The organism is Zobellia laminariae, assembly GCF_030553095.1.
Lineage (GTDB): Bacteria > Bacteroidota > Bacteroidia > Flavobacteriales > Flavobacteriaceae > Zobellia > Zobellia laminariae.
In genome coordinates, this window is record NZ_CP130738.1 from 1,867,428 (window position 1) to 1,882,676 (window position 15,249).

General features: G+C 37.1%; 16 protein-coding genes and 2 pseudogenes. 8 read left to right on the plus strand and 10 right to left on the minus strand.

The genetic code is table 11. The features are described from left to right. Positions 1 to 62 precede the first annotated feature (62 nt). From dut to Q5W13_RS08860, 6 genes are read left to right on the plus strand one after another with little or no spacing between them, the layout of a single operon-like run. Entirely contained in the window at positions 63 to 497 is a 435-nt protein-coding gene (dut, locus tag Q5W13_RS08840) for a dUTP diphosphatase (RefSeq protein WP_214610605.1), read from the plus strand. Between the two features lie 36 nt (positions 498 to 533). After that, on the plus strand, positions 534 to 1,478 hold the full coding sequence (locus tag Q5W13_RS08845; RefSeq protein ID WP_304446055.1) for a tetratricopeptide repeat protein: 945 nt from the start codon (positions 534 to 536) through the stop codon (positions 1,476 to 1,478). Between the two features lie 14 nt (positions 1,479 to 1,492). Next, the gene (gene lolB1 / locus Q5W13_RS08850; RefSeq protein ID WP_304446056.1) at positions 1,493 to 2,287 is read left to right on the plus strand and encodes a lipoprotein insertase outer membrane protein LolB1; all 795 of its coding nucleotides are present in this window, start codon (positions 1,493 to 1,495) and stop codon (positions 2,285 to 2,287) included. Then, a complete protein-coding gene (locus Q5W13_RS08855) occupies positions 2,277 to 3,209 on the plus strand; it encodes a murein hydrolase activator EnvC family protein (protein WP_368662493.1) in 933 nt (310 codons plus the stop codon). Before lolB1 ends, Q5W13_RS08855 begins: the two co-directional genes overlap by 11 nt. A gap of 4 nt (positions 3,210 to 3,213) precedes the next feature. After that, on the plus strand, positions 3,214 to 3,507 hold the full coding sequence (locus Q5W13_RS24825) for a murein hydrolase activator EnvC family protein (protein ID WP_368662494.1): 294 nt from the start codon (positions 3,214 to 3,216) through the stop codon (positions 3,505 to 3,507). A gap of 7 nt (positions 3,508 to 3,514) precedes the next feature. Further along, positions 3,515 to 4,357 carry an aldo/keto reductase gene (locus Q5W13_RS08860; protein WP_304446057.1) on the plus strand — a complete coding sequence of 281 codons (843 nt, stop codon included), beginning with the start codon at positions 3,515 to 3,517 and terminating at the stop codon, positions 4,355 to 4,357. 7 nt (positions 4,358 to 4,364) lie between these two features. Here the strand turns inward: Q5W13_RS08860 and Q5W13_RS08865 are convergent, their stop codons facing one another. The 3 genes and pseudogenes from Q5W13_RS08865 to Q5W13_RS25800 form a co-directional block, all read right to left on the minus strand. Then, positions 4,365 to 4,877 carry an acyl-CoA thioesterase gene (locus tag Q5W13_RS08865; RefSeq protein WP_155595248.1) on the minus strand — a complete coding sequence of 171 codons (513 nt, stop codon included), beginning with the start codon at positions 4,875 to 4,877 and terminating at the stop codon, positions 4,365 to 4,367. Between the two features lie 130 nt (positions 4,878 to 5,007). After that, the gene (locus Q5W13_RS08870; protein WP_368662495.1) at positions 5,008 to 5,916 is read right to left on the minus strand and encodes an HU domain-containing protein; all 909 of its coding nucleotides are present in this window, start codon (positions 5,914 to 5,916) and stop codon (positions 5,008 to 5,010) included. 7 nt (positions 5,917 to 5,923) lie between these two features. After that, positions 5,924 to 5,968: pseudogene (locus Q5W13_RS25800) on the minus strand (hypothetical protein); the annotation flags it as partial. 105 nt (positions 5,969 to 6,073) lie between these two features. Here Q5W13_RS25800 and dprA point away from each other — a divergent pair. Next, complete coding sequence (gene dprA, locus Q5W13_RS08875) at positions 6,074 to 7,180, plus strand: DNA-processing protein DprA (RefSeq protein ID WP_304446058.1); 1,107 nt, start codon at positions 6,074 to 6,076, stop codon at positions 7,178 to 7,180. A 182-nt stretch (positions 7,181 to 7,362) separates the two neighbouring features. Here the strand turns inward: dprA and trpS are convergent. Continuing rightward, positions 7,363 to 8,330: pseudogene (gene trpS, locus Q5W13_RS08880) on the minus strand (tryptophan--tRNA ligase). Between the two features lie 72 nt (positions 8,331 to 8,402). Here trpS and Q5W13_RS08885 point away from each other — a divergent pair. After that, on the plus strand, positions 8,403 to 9,146 hold the full coding sequence (locus tag Q5W13_RS08885) for a lysophospholipid acyltransferase family protein (RefSeq protein WP_304446059.1): 744 nt from the start codon (positions 8,403 to 8,405) through the stop codon (positions 9,144 to 9,146). 13 nt (positions 9,147 to 9,159) lie between these two features. Here Q5W13_RS08885 and Q5W13_RS08890 read toward each other — a convergent pair whose 3' ends face one another. From Q5W13_RS08890 to recA, 6 genes are all read right to left on the minus strand, one after another. Then, on the minus strand, positions 9,160 to 10,080 hold the full coding sequence (locus Q5W13_RS08890) for a YeiH family protein (RefSeq protein ID WP_304446060.1): 921 nt from the start codon (positions 10,078 to 10,080) through the stop codon (positions 9,160 to 9,162). A 75-nt stretch (positions 10,081 to 10,155) separates the two neighbouring features. Next, a complete protein-coding gene (locus Q5W13_RS08895) occupies positions 10,156 to 11,040 on the minus strand; it encodes a LysR substrate-binding domain-containing protein (protein ID WP_304446061.1) in 885 nt (294 codons plus the stop codon). A 91-nt stretch (positions 11,041 to 11,131) separates the two neighbouring features. Further along, complete coding sequence (locus Q5W13_RS08900; RefSeq protein ID WP_304446062.1) at positions 11,132 to 12,754, minus strand: outer membrane beta-barrel protein; 1,623 nt, start codon at positions 12,752 to 12,754, stop codon at positions 11,132 to 11,134. 57 nt (positions 12,755 to 12,811) lie between these two features. Beyond that, positions 12,812 to 13,384 carry an RNA polymerase sigma factor gene (locus Q5W13_RS08905; RefSeq protein ID WP_304446063.1) on the minus strand — a complete coding sequence of 191 codons (573 nt, stop codon included), beginning with the start codon at positions 13,382 to 13,384 and terminating at the stop codon, positions 12,812 to 12,814. Between the two features lie 84 nt (positions 13,385 to 13,468). Continuing rightward, entirely contained in the window at positions 13,469 to 13,897 is a 429-nt protein-coding gene (locus tag Q5W13_RS08910) for a hypothetical protein (protein WP_304446064.1), read from the minus strand. Between the two features lie 148 nt (positions 13,898 to 14,045). Continuing rightward, positions 14,046 to 15,053 (minus strand): recombinase RecA, encoded by a 1,008-nt coding sequence (recA, locus tag Q5W13_RS08915; protein WP_155595238.1) that lies wholly within the window; start codon positions 15,051 to 15,053, stop codon positions 14,046 to 14,048. Positions 15,054 to 15,249 lie beyond the last annotated feature (196 nt).

Here is a 15,249-nt window from a genome sequence, read left to right on the forward strand (position 1 = left end):
AAGCAGTCTAAAATAGTACTCGGAATAAAATCAAATTGATATTTTACAATTTAAAAAATACTATGAAAATAAAAATTATTAATAAATCGGAACATATCCTGCCACATTACGAAACTGAAGCATCGGCAGGAATGGATATCAGAGCCAATATATCAGAAACAGTTACGTTACAACCTTTGGGTCGTGCCATTATTAAAACGGGGCTATTTATAGAGCTTCCAGTAGGTTTTGAGGCTCAAGTTAGACCAAGAAGCGGGCTTGCTGCTAAAAAAGGAATTACAGTGCTTAATGCACCTGGTACGATAGATGCGGATTATAGAGGTGAGATAGGTGTGATTTTGGTCAACCTATCTAACGAAAGTTTTGCAATAGAAAACGGAGAGCGTATTGCTCAATTAGTAATTGCCAAGCATGAACGTGCTGAATGGAAAGAGGTTAATGAATTGTCCGGAACCTCAAGAGGTGAAGGCGGCTTTGGAAGTACAGGTGTAAAGTAACTAGATTTTCAAGAGTAAAAAGACATGCGTTGTAGAATGAAGATAAGTCCAATTATATCGACTTTTTTCGGGGGATTTTTATTTATCTCTTTAGCTACCTATGCCCAAGAAGTAACCCCGGATATTAATATTGAAGAAAGTGCGGATGTTTTTCTAGAAGACTATTCAGATGATTTTCAAGAGAAATTCTTTGATGCTTTAAAACAAAAGGGCATTGAAAATTACGATAGGGCTATCAACCTCATGTTGGGATGCAAACAGTTGGATGCTAATAATTACGTGGTAGACCATGAGCTTGCCCAACTGTATTTAAAAGAGAAGCAATATCCTGTTGCAGAACCGTACGCTTTAACTGCGTTATTGGCCGAGCCAGAGAATTTGTGGTACACAAATACTTATATGGAGATATTGCAAAAGCAGCAAAAGTCCGTTGAAGGATATAAGGCACAATTACCTTTTAATAATGCTAAATTCAAGGAAAATCTGGCATTGGTCTATTATAGAAAAGGGCGGGCAAAAGCTGCGCAGTCTATTTTAAAAGAGACACCAAAATCTAGTTTCACACAGCAGCTCTCCGTAAAAGTAGAAGATTTGATAGAGGCGCAAGAAGATGCAATCAAGAGCAGTTCATTTACGGTTACAAATCAAAATAGATCAGAATCAGGTTCTTTTCAACAATATAAGGCGCAAATTGATGGCTTGCTCCGCACCAATAACTATTTAGCTTTAGATAAAATTGCGGGAGAGGCATTGGAGAGTTACCCATCACAACCTTACTTTTATTATGCCCAAGGTTATGCTTTTAATAAAAAAGCAAAACCGCGCGATGCTATTGAAGCGCTGGAAACAGGACTAGATTATTTGGTTGGTGATGTTTCTTTGGCCAACAAATTTTACCAAGAACTGGCGGATGCTTATAATTCCATTAACAATTCAGTCAAGGCAAATATGTATCTTCGTAAGATTATACCCGGGTTTTAAATTTTACAAAGATTATGGCGTTACCCTTACGAACTGCTTTGCGCTTAATGGCGCTGGTTTCACTTTCCTTTTTTCTATCCTGTAAATCAACAAAAGTATTGGCCGACGGAAAGGTCGATGATAATATTTCGGCGAAAACCATTGTGAAAAATCACTATGCAAACACCACCAATTTTAATACGTTAACCGGTAAAATGCGGATTGATTACTCTGATGGAGAATCGTCTCAAGGTGTTTCTGTAAGCTTGCGTATGGAAAAGGATAAAGCTATTTGGATGAGTGCTCCGTTAGGTATGGTCAAAGTGTACATTACTCCAGGTAGGGTTACTTTTTACAATAAATTACAGAACGAATATTTTGATGGCAATTTTGAGTACCTGAGTAAGTTTTTGGGTACGGAACTGGATTTTAAGCAGGTGCAAAACATGCTAATGGGTAAAGCGCTTTTTAATCTTAGGGAAGCAAAGTATGATGCATCCGTCGTTAACGGCGATTATCAATTGAAGCCAAAAAAAGCAATGGACCTTTTTAAAGTGATGTTTCAAATAGAACCTAAAAACTTTAAAATGGCTTCTCAGCAACTTTCTCAACCTTTAAAGAAAAGATTGTTGCAGGTAAACTATACAGATTATCAGAAGATTGGTAGGTACATTCTTCCGCAACGTATTGCTGTTGCTGCTATTGAGGGTGAAGAGCGTAAGACTGTTGATATAGAATATAAGAATATTGAATTTGATCAACCTATAAACTTTCCATATAAAATACCGAAAGGTTTTAAAGAAATTTCATTAACTGACGATGCACGGTAACAAACACCATATCGTTGTTTTTCTTTGTTTCTGTTTGTTTGGATTGAGCTCTGTATTTGCTCAAAACGGTGATCAGGAAGCCCTTGAGGCGAAGCGTGAAAAATTGCAAAAAGAGATTGAACAGATTAATTACTTGCTTTTTGATCAGAAGAAAAAGAAGGGTAACGTAATTGATCAGATGGAAGCCTTGGATAATAAAATCAAGGTGAGGCAAGAACTCATAGATGTCACCAATAAGCAATCCAACCTTCTCAACCGTAGAATTAATGCCAATATCAAAGTCATTTCTGGTTTAAAAAATGAGTTGGATAAGCTCAAGGATGATTATGCGATGATGATCCAAAAGGGATATCAAAGTAAAATTCAACAGAGCAAACTAATGTTCTTGCTGTCTTCCGATGATTTTTATCAAGCATTTAAACGAATGCAATATATAAAGCAATACACGGAATTTAGACGAAAGCAAGGAGAGCAGATAGTCGTTAAGACGGAAGAGTTAAGTAAATTGAATATTGGTCTTAGTGTACAGCAAAAAGAAAAAGACCGCCTAGTTGCAGAAAACCGGAAGGCTAAAAAAGCGATGACTCAGGAGAAGGAAGATCATCAAGCACTTTTAGGGACGATTCGTAAAAGCGAAACAAAGTTTGCGGCGCAGATTAGGGATAAGCAGAATCAAGCCAAAGAGATTGACCGCCAGATTGAAAGATTGATTCGTGAAGCCATTGCTGCATCAAACAAAGAGGCAGGAAAGAAAAGTGACGACCCTAGCAAGTTTTTATTAACGCCAGAAGCTGCTATAGTAGCCAATAGTTTTACCGCTAACAAGGGTAGATTAATATGGCCGGTTGAAAAAGGTTTTAAAAGCCAAGGGTTTGGGGTGTACGCAGATGCTATCTACTATAGGTATAAAACACCAAAGTAATGGTGTGGTTATTACTACGGATCAAGGTGCTAAAGCTCGTGCTATATTTAGGGGTGAAGTAATTGCTATTCTTTCGATTCCCGGAGGTAACAAAGCTGTGCAATTAAAGCACGGTAACTTTATCAGTACCTACTATAATCTCTCTATACTGTATGTAAAGAAAGGGGATAGTGTAGAAGCTAAGGAAGAGCTCGGCGAGATTTATACCAATCGGTCTAACGGACAGACAAAACTGAAGTTTTACTTACACCAAAACACTTCTAAGTTAAACCCTGAGGAGTGGGTGTACCAATTATAAGAACACTATGAAAAAGATAACAGACTTGCAAGGCTCGTTTAGGTTAAACAACGGTGTAGAAATGCCTTATTTTGGATTGGGAACCTATTTGGCAGACAATGACCAAGAAGTTATTGATGCCGTAAAGAATTCTTTGAATGCTGGTTATAGACATATAGATACGGCTGCGGCTTATAAGAATGAAGAAGGAGTAGGCATGGGTATTCGAGAAAGCAATATAGCTCGTGAAGAGGTGTTTTTGGTTTCAAAGCTATGGAATGCAGACCAAGGCTACGAAAGCACTTTAAAAGCTTTTGAAGAGAGTTTGGAGCGTTTAGGAGTTGATTATCTAGATCTTTATTTAATTCATTGGCCCGTGGCCGGAAAATATAAGGATACTTGGCGCGCCATGGAGAAATTGTATCGTGAAAAGAAAATTAGAGCTATTGGGGTAAGTAATTTTTTACAGCACCATTTAGAGGATTTATTGGAAACTGCTGAAGTAGTGCCGATGGTCAATCAAATGGAGTTTCATCCATATTTGGTTCAACAAGATTTAATCGACTTTTGTAATTCTAAAGGGATTCAGTACGAATCGTGGTCGCCTTTTATGCACGGAAAACTTTTTGATGGAAAATCGGAGGTGTTTTCTGATTTGACTGATAAATACAAAAAGTCAATCGCGCAGATTGTTTTACGATATAATTTGCAGAAAGGAATTGTGGTTATTCCAAAATCTGTGAATGTGGATAGGATCAAGTCAAATGCCGATATTTTCGACTTTGAACTTTCAGAAGCCGATATATCTTATTTAGATAGGTTGGACAAGGGAGAACGCACAGGACCTGACCCTGATAATTTTGATTTCTAATAGACTATTAGTCCATAAATAGAGCCTTTAGTTCTGTGGCATCATGAGGTTTCATTTTGCCAGCTAGAACAAGGCTTAATTGCTTTCTGCGCAAAGCGCCTTCAAAACGTTCTTGTTCAAGTTCGGTCTCCGGTTGTAACGGTGGTACTACTGTAGGTCTTCCAGTATCGTCAACAGCTACAAAAGTGTAAATAGCTTCGTTGGCTTTTGATTTTTCGCCGGTGAAACGATCTTCCATCCAAACATCAATATATACTTCCATAGAGGTTCTAAAAGCGCGTGAAACGGCTGCTTCTACAGTAAGAACACTTCCTACAGGTACAGATTGATTAAAGGCTACATGGTTTACCGAAGCGGTAACGGTAATACGTCTACTATGACGACGTGCAGCAATACTTGCGGCACGATCCATTCGGGCCAAAAGTTCGCCACCAAATAGATTATTAAGAGGGTTGGTCTCACTAGGGAGTACCATATCGGTCAATATAGTTCTAGAATCACGTGGATTTTTAGCCTGCATAAATCAATTTTTGGGCAAAGATACCTTTTTTAATGAGCATCATGGTATAACCTTTTGCTTGTAGCAAAGGCTGAAATCGAAAAACTGATAACTTAGCTTTTCTGTAGAAATTTGTAAAGAAAATGGAGTATTAGTGACCTGATTTTAACCAAGCATCTTTCTGCGTACGCTTAATTTCACGAAGCGCTTCTAAAGCTTTGTTAGAATCAGTAAAACTGTCGTAAGCAACCAAATATAGACCGAAAGGATTTGTGCCAATATAAGAAGGGTTAAAGCCTTTGAGTTTCAACTGCTCTATCTTCTTATCAGCATTGGTCCGGTATCTAAAGGCGCCTGCAATAATATGGTGCATGCGTGCTTCTGCTATACTGGCTTCTGATTTTTTAGAAGTCTTAAGTGTAATGGTTGGTAATTCTAGTGGTTGCGCATCAAAAAAGGTAGCTTCTTGAATGCGTTGTGACACTTGTTGTTCGGCATCTTGTCGAGCCAATTGTTGGTTGTTCTCGTTAGATTTATAGAACTGAAAACCTGTTACGCCCAACGTCAAAGCAATAAGGGCAACTGCCGCATATTTTAAATAAGGACGAAGAGTGAGTGCTTCACGTTTTTCAGGTGTAAAAGCAAACGGAACTTTTTCTTCTAGTTTTGCTACTTCTTCTTTTAAGACTTCGCGGGTTACCGGCGCAGAAACAAAAGAAGACATTCCAAAAGAAGCTGTCAGGTAGTTAACGTTACCTGAAGGTTGAAATTGAATTTTATCTTCTGAACTATACCAAAGTGTTCCTATATCGGATAACTGTAATTGACTGCCTTTTTTGAGGTCAGCTTTCCATTCAGCTACAATGTCACTTACCTCCTTCAACATTTCTTCAAAAGAAATATTTTGAGCTTCAGCGGCATATGAAACCAATAGTCCGTCGTTTGACAACAACTGTTGGTTGAATGAAACGGTCTTTGCCGGAGGATAAAAAGTGTTAGTACTTTCGTGTATAACAGCCGATTTCTGTTCCGTTAAAAAAGCTCCGAAACCTTGGTACAACTACACAGTTGTAGCGGTACATTAATTCAGAGATATAGCGTTCTAGTCCCATAGAACACAAATATGGAAAAAATTATAGGGTCAGACCAGAGGCAACATAACTTTTTATTAACATTATAATTTGTGTATTTTGTGGATAACTTTGATGCTTCTATAAATGACTACAGATGAATTGCTTGCAGTTTTACGATTGCAAGGTGCTCCAAAAATTGGCGATGTTACAATTAAAAAACTTATTTCACATTGTGGAAGTGCAAGTGCTGTCTTTGAAGAAGAAAAAAGACAAAACTTATTAAAAATTGACGGCATAGGAACGCATGCTTTAAGAGGTTTATATGATGGAGAACATCAAGAATCTGCCGAGAAGGAGTACGAGTACATAAAAAAGAATGACATTGGTTTCTCTTATTTTATGGATGCCGATTATCCAGCGTATTTGAAACATTGTATTGATAGTCCGGTGTTACTTTATAAAAGGGGTAATATTAATTTAGAAGGCCGTAAAATCATAAGTATAGTTGGTACGCGTAATATAACCAGTTATGGCACTGCTTTCGTTGAGAAGTTTATAGAAGACATAGCGCCATTAAACCCCATTATTGTAAGTGGTTTTGCTTATGGTGTAGATATTACGGCGCAAAGGGCAGCTGTTAAGCATGATTTGCAAACTATTGGTTGTTTGGCGCATGGGCTCAATCAGATATATCCTAAGGTGCACGGCAAGTATGTTCAGGATGTAGAAAAGAATGGTGGATTTTATACCGAGTTTAGAAGTACGAGTAATCCTGACCGGGCTAATTTTTTAAAACGGAACAGGATTATTGCAGGTATGAGTGAAGCTACCGTGGTTATCGAATCTGCTGAAAAAGGAGGTAGTTTGGTTACTGCAGATATTGCAAATAGTTATAACCGAGATGTGTTTGCCGTGCCGGGAAGGGCGCAGGATAAGTACAGCTCAGGGTGTAATAATCTCATCAAACAGCAAAAGGCGCAAATGCTTACTTCCGCAGGAGATTTGATCTATTTGTTAGGATGGGATGTTGCCGAGAAAGAAATCAAGACAGTCCAAAAACAACTCTTCGTAGAACTTGAACCTACAGAGCAATCTATTTATGATTACTTGCAGAAAAATGGAAAGCAATTGTTGGATAGTGTGGCCTTGGAATGCAAGCTGCCCGTCTTTAAAGTTTCTTCTACTCTTTTGAATATGGAAATGAAGGGTGTCATACGTCCCCTACCGGGAAAACTGTATGAAGCTATTTAACAAAACCTGAAAATAAACCGTTAGAACAACCGACTGATTGGTTTGTAAATTTAGTTTCAAAGAACAAACAATCGCTTTAATGGGGGTTTATCGATTAAAAACCTCCTAAAAACGGAGCAATTTTAGATTCACAAAACACTTCATAAAAACAAAACCGACCATATGGTCGGTTTTGTTAAATTTTAATATCCCAGTTTTGTTCGTACTCTTTCAAGTACACCGTTGGCAACTTTACGTGCTTTTTCTGCACCTATTGCCAAAGCTTCATCTACTTCTTGAGTGTTGTTCATGTAATAATCATACTTCTCTCGGGCGTCACCAAACTTGTTTACTATGACTTCGTAAAGTGCTTGTTTCGCATGGCCATAACCATAATTTCCCGCAAGGTAATTGGCACTCATTTCCTCAATCTGTTCTTGTGCCGCTAGTATTTTGTAAAGAGCAAAAACGTTATCGTTAGTTGGGTCTTTTGGCTCTTCCATTGGCGTACTATCGGTTTGTATGCCCATGATTTGTTTTCTCAGTTTTTTATCGGTCTGAAAAAGATTAATCAAGTTGCCTCTACTCTTGCTCATTTTTTCACCATCGGTTCCATAACGTACATGGTGCTCTCTTGTACTTTACCTTTTGGAAGCACAAACGTTTCTCCCATTTGGGCATGAAAACGAGAAGCTACATCCCTAGTCATTTCCAAGTGTTGCATCTGGTCTTTTCCTACGGGAACGATGTTGGCATCGTATAAAAGAATATCCGCGGCCATCAACATGGGATATGTAAATAATCCTGCATTCACATCATCAAGACGGTCTGCTTTATCTTTAAATCCGTGAGCTAATGTCAATCTCTGAAAAGGAAAAAAACAGCTCAAGTACCAAGAAAGTTCAGTAGCCTGTGGAACATCACTTTGACGGTAAAAAACGGTCTTTTCAATATCTAATCCAAAAGCAAGCCACGTAGAAGCTATGGCATAGGTGTTTCTGCGTAATTCTTCCGCATTTTTAATCTGTGTGAGCGAATGCATATCCGCAATGAACAAAAACGATTCGTTCTTTGGGTCATCCGCCATTTCTATTGCAGGCATGATTGCGCCTAAGATATTTCCTAGGTGCGGAGTGCCTGTACTTTGTATTCCTGTTAAGATTCTTGCCATTTGCTTATTTTCAAAGAAGCCCAAAGATAAAAGAAATGGATTATACCTCGTAAAATTGTTACTTTTGATTTTATGCCCAGACTACTTAAAAAAATTGGCTACACCTTGTACCGCATTTGGTTCTATATTTTGGTAGCCTTACCCATACTTTTATTTTTTCCGTTTTTGTTGATTAGCACTTTATCTGAAAAGTGGTATTCCCAATTTTTTTGGATGGCCAGAAACTTTTGGGCCATACCTATTATATATGGTATGGGCTGCCCGCCAAAAGTGTTTGGGGAACAGAATATTGAAAAGGGAAAGAGCTATATGCTCGTAGCGAATCATACCAGTATGTTAGATATTATGCTAATGTTCTATGTTAGTAAGAACCCTTTTGTTTTTGTGGGCAAGAAAGAATTAGCTAAGATTCCTCTTTTTGGGTTTTTCTTTAAACGGGTCTGTATTATGGTTGATCGTAGTGATGCCAAGAGCAGAATGGCAGTTTACAGACGCGCTCAAAAAAGATTAAGTCAAGGTCTTAGTATCTGTATTTTTCCAGAAGGTGGCGTACCTGATGATGAAAGTATTGTTCTAGATTCTTTTAAAGATGGCGCTTTCAGAATGGCTATAGCTCATAAAATACCGGTCGTTCCAATTACGTTTTATGATAATAAAAAGCGATTCTCTTTTTCTTTTTTTAGTGGTGGTCCAGGCCGCATTAGGGCTAAAGTGCATAAATTTTTTAAGACAGAAAGCCTTTCTGAACCAGATAAAGTAAACCTAAGAGAAAACGTCAGAGCTGTTATTTTAAAAGAACTTCAACAAGATAATTAGAGTTATTCTACAACTAGTATAGAATATATGCTAGGGAAAGGACAGAAATAAATATCCAAAGCAGTAATGCTAATACCATAGGTTTTATTCCGGTTTTCTTTAAATCTCTTATGGAGATAGTAGAACCTACCAGAAACAAGGTAAGTATCAACAAGTGCTTAGAGCTAGATACTAAAAAACTAGTTGCTGGGGCTGGTATGAGATGATAGCTGTTTATGATAATGGCCCCTATAAAAAGAAGAATGAAATAAGGCATTTTTACTTTTTCGCCTTTCGTTTTAAAAACAAACATAGAAAGTAGGGATAAAGGTATTATCCATAGCATTCTAGATAGTTTTACGGTTGTTGCAATCCGCAAAGCTTCATCGCCATAACCAATTGCCGCACCAACTACAGAACTTGTATCATGAATAGCAACCGCACACCAAAGACCAAATTGATGTTGAGTTAAGTTGAGGTAATGCCCAACTGCAGGAAAAACAAACAAGGCTACGGAGTTTAGAAGAAAAACAACGGCCAATGCAATGCTAATGACCCGACTCTTAGCATTTATTACAGGCGAAATAGCTGCAATAGCACTACCACCACAAACCGAAGTTCCGGAAGTAATAAGATGCCCTAACTTAGTGTCTAATTTTAAAAATCTAGTTAGTAAAAACCCAAGGCTTACAGTCAATATTATGGAGAGAAAAGTTAAGGTGAAGCCCTCTTTACTGGTTTCTAACGTTTCTTTTAAGAACATACCAAAACCAAGACCCACTACTGCTATTTTAAGAAATGAATGAATAGCTTTATGACAATAGGCTTTAAAAGGATTGTCAAAGAATAAAGTAAATCCAAAACCAAGTAGCAAAGCAGTAGGACTATTGACCCATCCACTGAAAACGATAAGTGCAATACTTAAAAACACCAATTTTGCCATTCTATCTTTCATATCACCCTGATTTGATAATACAAAAGTAAGGGCGTTAAATTACTTTTAAGCAATTTAAAATGTTATATGAAATAACTAAAAGTTATAGTTGTTCTTGGCGAATTTTTCAAAGTAGTCCATTACATTGGACTGATAACCAGTTCGGGATACAAAATAGAACCAACGTTCAATGGTTACATTTTTAATATCTATAATTTTCAATTTGTTGGCAACTAGGTCTTCATTAATGGCGTGAATTGAAAGCAAAGCAAAAGTATCTGAATGGTTAAGGTAGTTTTTAATGGCCTCCGTGCTGTTCAGGGTTACTATATTGTTCAGTTTTTTAATCTGATGTTCTTTTAGGAGCTCATATATAATTTCTCTGGTTCCCGAACCCATTTCTCTCTCGATCATGGGTAGTTTTTGAAGAGTTTCTGTGCTTATGGTACTTTGTTTGAACGCATGGTTCTTAACGTTTGTAACCAATACAATTTCGTCCTTTATAAACTTTTTAAAATGCAGTTTGCGGTTGGTATTGCTTCCTTCGGTAATACCAAAGTCTAATTGTTGGTTCAATATAGACTCCTCTATTTCCTCTGAATTACCACTTTTAATATCAAAATTGGTATGCGGATGTTGCGTTCTGAACTTGGCAATAATCTTTGGAACTATATGATTGACTAAAGTGGTACTGGCCCCAAAATGGATTGAATTTGGAATATGTTCTTTTTGATGTAGAAATTGATTCTCTATTTCTGCATGGATTTCTAATATTCTATTGGTATATACTAAGAATGCTTTGCCGTCTTCTGTAAGTTCAATGGAATTACGTTTGCGAAGAAAAAATGTAGTTTTATATTCATCTTCAATACTACGGATGGCCTTAGAAACGGCAGGTTGAGATATAAATAACTGTTCGGCCGCCTTTGTAAAGCTAGAGTGGAATGCTACCGCTTTAAAAATTTGAAGTTTCTGTTTCATCAACTTAAATAATCAGATAATTATTTGGTAAACCTATGCATAATTAAGGGGAATCAATAAATGAGATGGTTTAAAATGATTGAAGGAAATTTTAGAATTTGAAATTCAGACCACTATATACTCCAATTGAAAATGGCCTAAAATCTCCCGATACATCCGAAAAGGTATTTAATTGATATTTAAAAACGGGCTCTACGTTAAAGCGAATCTTGGGTGTAAATTTATAATTAACCCCAAAACCAATATTTGTACTGAAGTTAACCGAGTTTACGTTGTTTGCTTCGCCTATTTCGGTAGTTAGTTCGCCAGAAGTTAGAGTTACAGAATTGTCTATTAAGAAGAGCGAACTAATTCCGCCAAGGATATTTAATCCAAACTTGCGGTCTATTAAAGCATAATCTAGCTCTAATGGCACTTCTAGATATCCAAATTGCTGCGCCATTGTTCCGTCTCGTTGGGAACTGGTAGCGTTGGATATTTCAAAAGCAAACATAGAATCAGAGGTTGGCGAACTACTGAAATTACCGCTTTGGCTAGTAACCACTATATTTTTGGCGGTACTAGAATAGTCTATGTTTTGAATTTTTTCGGTAGACGCTTCTTGTAGGGTTGATGAAAACGCGACGCCATTAGTGTCGTAACCGTAATCTACTTTATTCAGCCCTGACCGGATACTTAACTTTTTGTTTATTGCATAAGCAACGGTAAGACCGTAGCTGAGGTTGGTGTTACCGGATTTTGAGTTTTCGTTAAAGATTGAATTAACCGGTGATCCTTCACCAAGGGCGTTGTAGTAAACTGGAGCAATATTAGGTCCTGCAGACCATCGCCCATTTTTATCCGTGTTTACGACTTCTTCCTCAGTTTCAATTTCGTCAAAAATAGATTTCTTTTCTGCCTCTATTTCTTCTTCTATGGTGTTTTCTGTGATACCTAATTCATCTGTTGACCTGTTAATACTATCAACTACAATGGTTTTGTTAGTCGAATTTTCAGGGTTCTTCGTGTTTAATTTTAGAGTATTAGAGCTGTTCTCTGTTGAAGCAACACCTGTTGCTTCTGTTAAATTATTTTTAGATGAATTAAAATCATCATTAGACCGAGGATTAGCTGATGAGGTAACCATTTCTTGATTTTTTTCAGTCTCAAAAGAATAATCGACTTTATCTGAATTTTTAGTTTCGATTTCTGCGTTTACCACATCTTCAGTTTTATCAATTTGAGTAAGCTCAGTGTCTTGAGACGTATCAAAAATTTGGGTATGATCACTTTTGTTTATAGTATCCTTTTTGGGTGCCTCCGTATTTAGAGCATTAGAATTCTTGTCTTCTTTTTTCTCTTTATAGGAGTCAGTAACCGTATTGACATCAGCGTCTGTGTTAGAACTAACTACAATCGTTTTATTTATATTTTTAGTTGGCTCTGTAATAAACTCATTGGTATTTTTAATCGCATCATCCTTAGTGTTATTAACTTTTTCGGTATCAGATATGATATTTGGAGCTACGTCATTTATGTAAGAAGGGTAGAATGCAACAAGAGCAATAACCAAAGCTGCCGCTGCGCCACCTAATGTCCACCAGATAGGAATGACCCTTTTCTTTTTCTTTTTGTCCAAAGAAGCCTCAATGGCATTCCAGACTTTTTTATCCGGAATTTCCTCGAAGTCGCGAAACTTTTCTTGGAACAAATTATCTATATTTTTTTTACTCATCCTTCAATTCTTAGGTACTCGGTATTTTGTTTTTTTTGATGTACTATTTTTCAAAGGCTAAACGCAAAATCCTAATAAAAAGAAGATGAGTAGACCAATGATGGCTTTATTCTTTGTAATCTCTATTTTTTCTCTTAAAAGTTTTCGAGCACGGGCTAGGTTGCTTTTTGATGTGCCTTGGCTAGTGCCTAAAAGTTCACTAATTTCTTTATGGGTATATCCGTCAAGAACATAAAGATTGAATGTTAGACGATATTTGTCCGGTAGTTCCTGAATATGTTTTAATATGGCATCTAAACTTATACTTTCATAATCCCCTTCCACTTCTGGTTCCACCTCTTCGGTGTTTTCTGTTACCAAACTTAAGGGCTCTTCTTTGCGATACTTTTGAAGAACCGTATTTACCGTAATACGTTTAAGCCATCCTTCAAAAGAACCTTTAAACTTAAACTGATCAACTTTCTTGTAGATGACCATAAAACTGTCGTGTAGGTTGTCTTCGGCCTCCGTACGGTTGCGCGAATATTTAAGGCAGATACCAAACAATGTGCGGGAGTAATCCCGGTACAATTGTTCTTGTGCCTGTCTGTTACCTTTTTTACAATTATTTATGAGTTCTTCTAGACCCAAAGTGGTGTGGTGTTTTTAAAAGCTTGTGGTTTACAGGCTTTGAAAGAATGTATTAGAAAGTTGAATGGCTTAGGTTAAAGATAATTATTCTTTTACTGGCACTTCTATTTCTAAAAATTCAGGTTCACCTTCAGTATCATCACCGGTATAGAATCTAAAAATATACGGTTTGGTATAGAGCACTTCAAATTGAAATCCGTCTTGTAGTTCGTCATTGACTTCAGTGCAATCTTCTTTGTCAAGTGTAATGCCTACTGCAGATACGGTTCTAATTTGTGTACTATCCGTAAAAGAACGCCGTACATCAAACTGGTCTAGTAGTGTACAATCATCTGGTCTAAGAATATTTACATCTACGGTATACACCCGACCTAATTCAAATGTATCAGGTAAACTGGCATTGGTTATATGAAGAGGTGTGTATTGAAAGTTTACGCGGTCGTCATCTAAACTACAGGACGCGATAGTTAGCAAGGATGCTAAGCCTAAAATCTTAAGGTATGATTTCCTCATTGTACTTCAATTTTTCTTACTAGATGAAAAATAAGTGCAAGGGTTGCGTGAAGTAGCATTTAAGCTGTAAATATAAAGTTACGCCGTAAACAAACAACAGGTCATGGTTGTTTGTTTACGGCGTAAAATACTTAATAAAGAATATATACTATTCCTTAAGAGCTTTTATGGCAGCTCTAATTTTTCCGTCTAGTTCTTCAAAAAGTTCTGGATTATCCAATAACAAAGATTTAACGGCATCACGACCTTGTCCTAGTTTAGTGTCACCATAACTGAACCATGAACCACTTTTCTTGACTATTTCATACTCTACGCCAAGATCAATGACTTCACCAACTTTAGATATTCCTTCGCCATAAACAATGTCAAACTCTGTAGTTCTGAATGGTGGAGCTACTTTGTTCTTCACAACTTTTACGCGGGTTTTGTTACCCTGAACATTACCGTCTGTATCCTTAATCTGTGTTGATCTACGAATATCAAGTCGTACTGAGGCATAAAATTTTAATGCATTACCACCAGTTGTAGTTTCAGGATTTCCAAACATTACACCAATTTTCTCACGTAACTGGTTAATGAAAATAACCGTACAGTTAGTTTTGCTTATAGACCCTGTAAGTTTACGAAGTGCTTGTGACATTAACCTTGCATGAAGTCCCATCTTAGAGTCTCCCATCTCGCCTTCAATCTCACTTTTTGGAGTTAAAGCTGCAACGGAGTCAATAACAACAATATCAATAGCTCCTGAGCGGATAAGGTTGTCGGCTATTTCTAAAGCTTGTTCACCGTTATCTGGTTGAGAAATAATAAGGTTGTCTATATCTACACCTAGTTTTTGAGCGTAAAAACGGTCAAAAGCATGTTCTGCATCAATAAACGCAGCAATACCTCCGTTTTTTTGAGCTTCGGCCATAGCGTGTAGTGTTAAAGTGGTCTTACCTGATGATTCTGGACCATAGATTTCAATTACTCTACCACGCGGGTAACCGCCAACCCCTAACGCTATATCAAGACCTAATGAACCAGAAGGAATGACTTCAACATCTTGAACCACACTATCTCCCATTTTCATTACGGCACCTTTTCCGTAAGTCTTGTCTAATTTATCTAAGGTTAATTTAAGGGCCTTGAGTTTTGCTTCTTTTTCCGAGCTCATATTTTCTTTTTTTTAAGGGATGCTAAATTACCATTTCTTTTATCATAATGCCAGTTCTGCGGTTCATTTTCTGAAAATAGGCATCTAGTTTTTCACTTATTCTCAATACGTTAAAGTTTTCAGAATTGAAGATGGTAGCTGTAAGGCATTCGATTGTTACACGTCTAAAGAAAAGTGTTTATTAAAAGTTGTTTCT

What these genes read in the sequence shown, in the direction of transcription:
- Q5W13_RS08900 (WP_304446062.1), bottom strand. Translation starts at nt 12,754, where the DNA reads ATGAGTAAAAAAAATATAGATAATTTGTTCCAAGAAAAGTTTCGCGAC.
- Q5W13_RS08910 (WP_304446064.1), bottom strand. Translation starts at nt 13,897, where the DNA reads ATGAGGAAATCATACCTTAAGATTTTAGGCTTAGCATCCTTGCTAACT.
- Q5W13_RS08860 (WP_304446057.1), top strand. Translation starts at nt 3,515, where the DNA reads ATGAAAAAGATAACAGACTTGCAAGGCTCGTTTAGGTTAAACAACGGT.
- Q5W13_RS08890 (WP_304446060.1), bottom strand. Translation starts at nt 10,080, where the DNA reads ATGAAAGATAGAATGGCAAAATTGGTGTTTTTAAGTATTGCACTTATC.
- Q5W13_RS08865 (WP_155595248.1), bottom strand. Translation starts at nt 4,877, where the DNA reads ATGCAGGCTAAAAATCCACGTGATTCTAGAACTATATTGACCGATATG.
- Q5W13_RS08895 (WP_304446061.1), bottom strand. Translation starts at nt 11,040, where the DNA reads ATGAAACAGAAACTTCAAATTTTTAAAGCGGTAGCATTCCACTCTAGC.
- Q5W13_RS08855 (WP_368662493.1), top strand. Translation starts at nt 2,277, where the DNA reads ATGCACGGTAACAAACACCATATCGTTGTTTTTCTTTGTTTCTGTTTG.
- recA (WP_155595238.1), bottom strand. Translation starts at nt 15,053, where the DNA reads ATGAGCTCGGAAAAAGAAGCAAAACTCAAGGCCCTTAAATTAACCTTA.
- Q5W13_RS08885 (WP_304446059.1), top strand. Translation starts at nt 8,403, where the DNA reads ATGCCCAGACTACTTAAAAAAATTGGCTACACCTTGTACCGCATTTGG.
- dut (WP_214610605.1), top strand. Translation starts at nt 63, where the DNA reads ATGAAAATAAAAATTATTAATAAATCGGAACATATCCTGCCACATTAC.
- lolB1 (WP_304446056.1), top strand. Translation starts at nt 1,493, where the DNA reads ATGGCGTTACCCTTACGAACTGCTTTGCGCTTAATGGCGCTGGTTTCA.
- Q5W13_RS08845 (WP_304446055.1), top strand. Translation starts at nt 534, where the DNA reads ATGAAGATAAGTCCAATTATATCGACTTTTTTCGGGGGATTTTTATTT.
- dprA (WP_304446058.1), top strand. Translation starts at nt 6,074, where the DNA reads ATGACTACAGATGAATTGCTTGCAGTTTTACGATTGCAAGGTGCTCCA.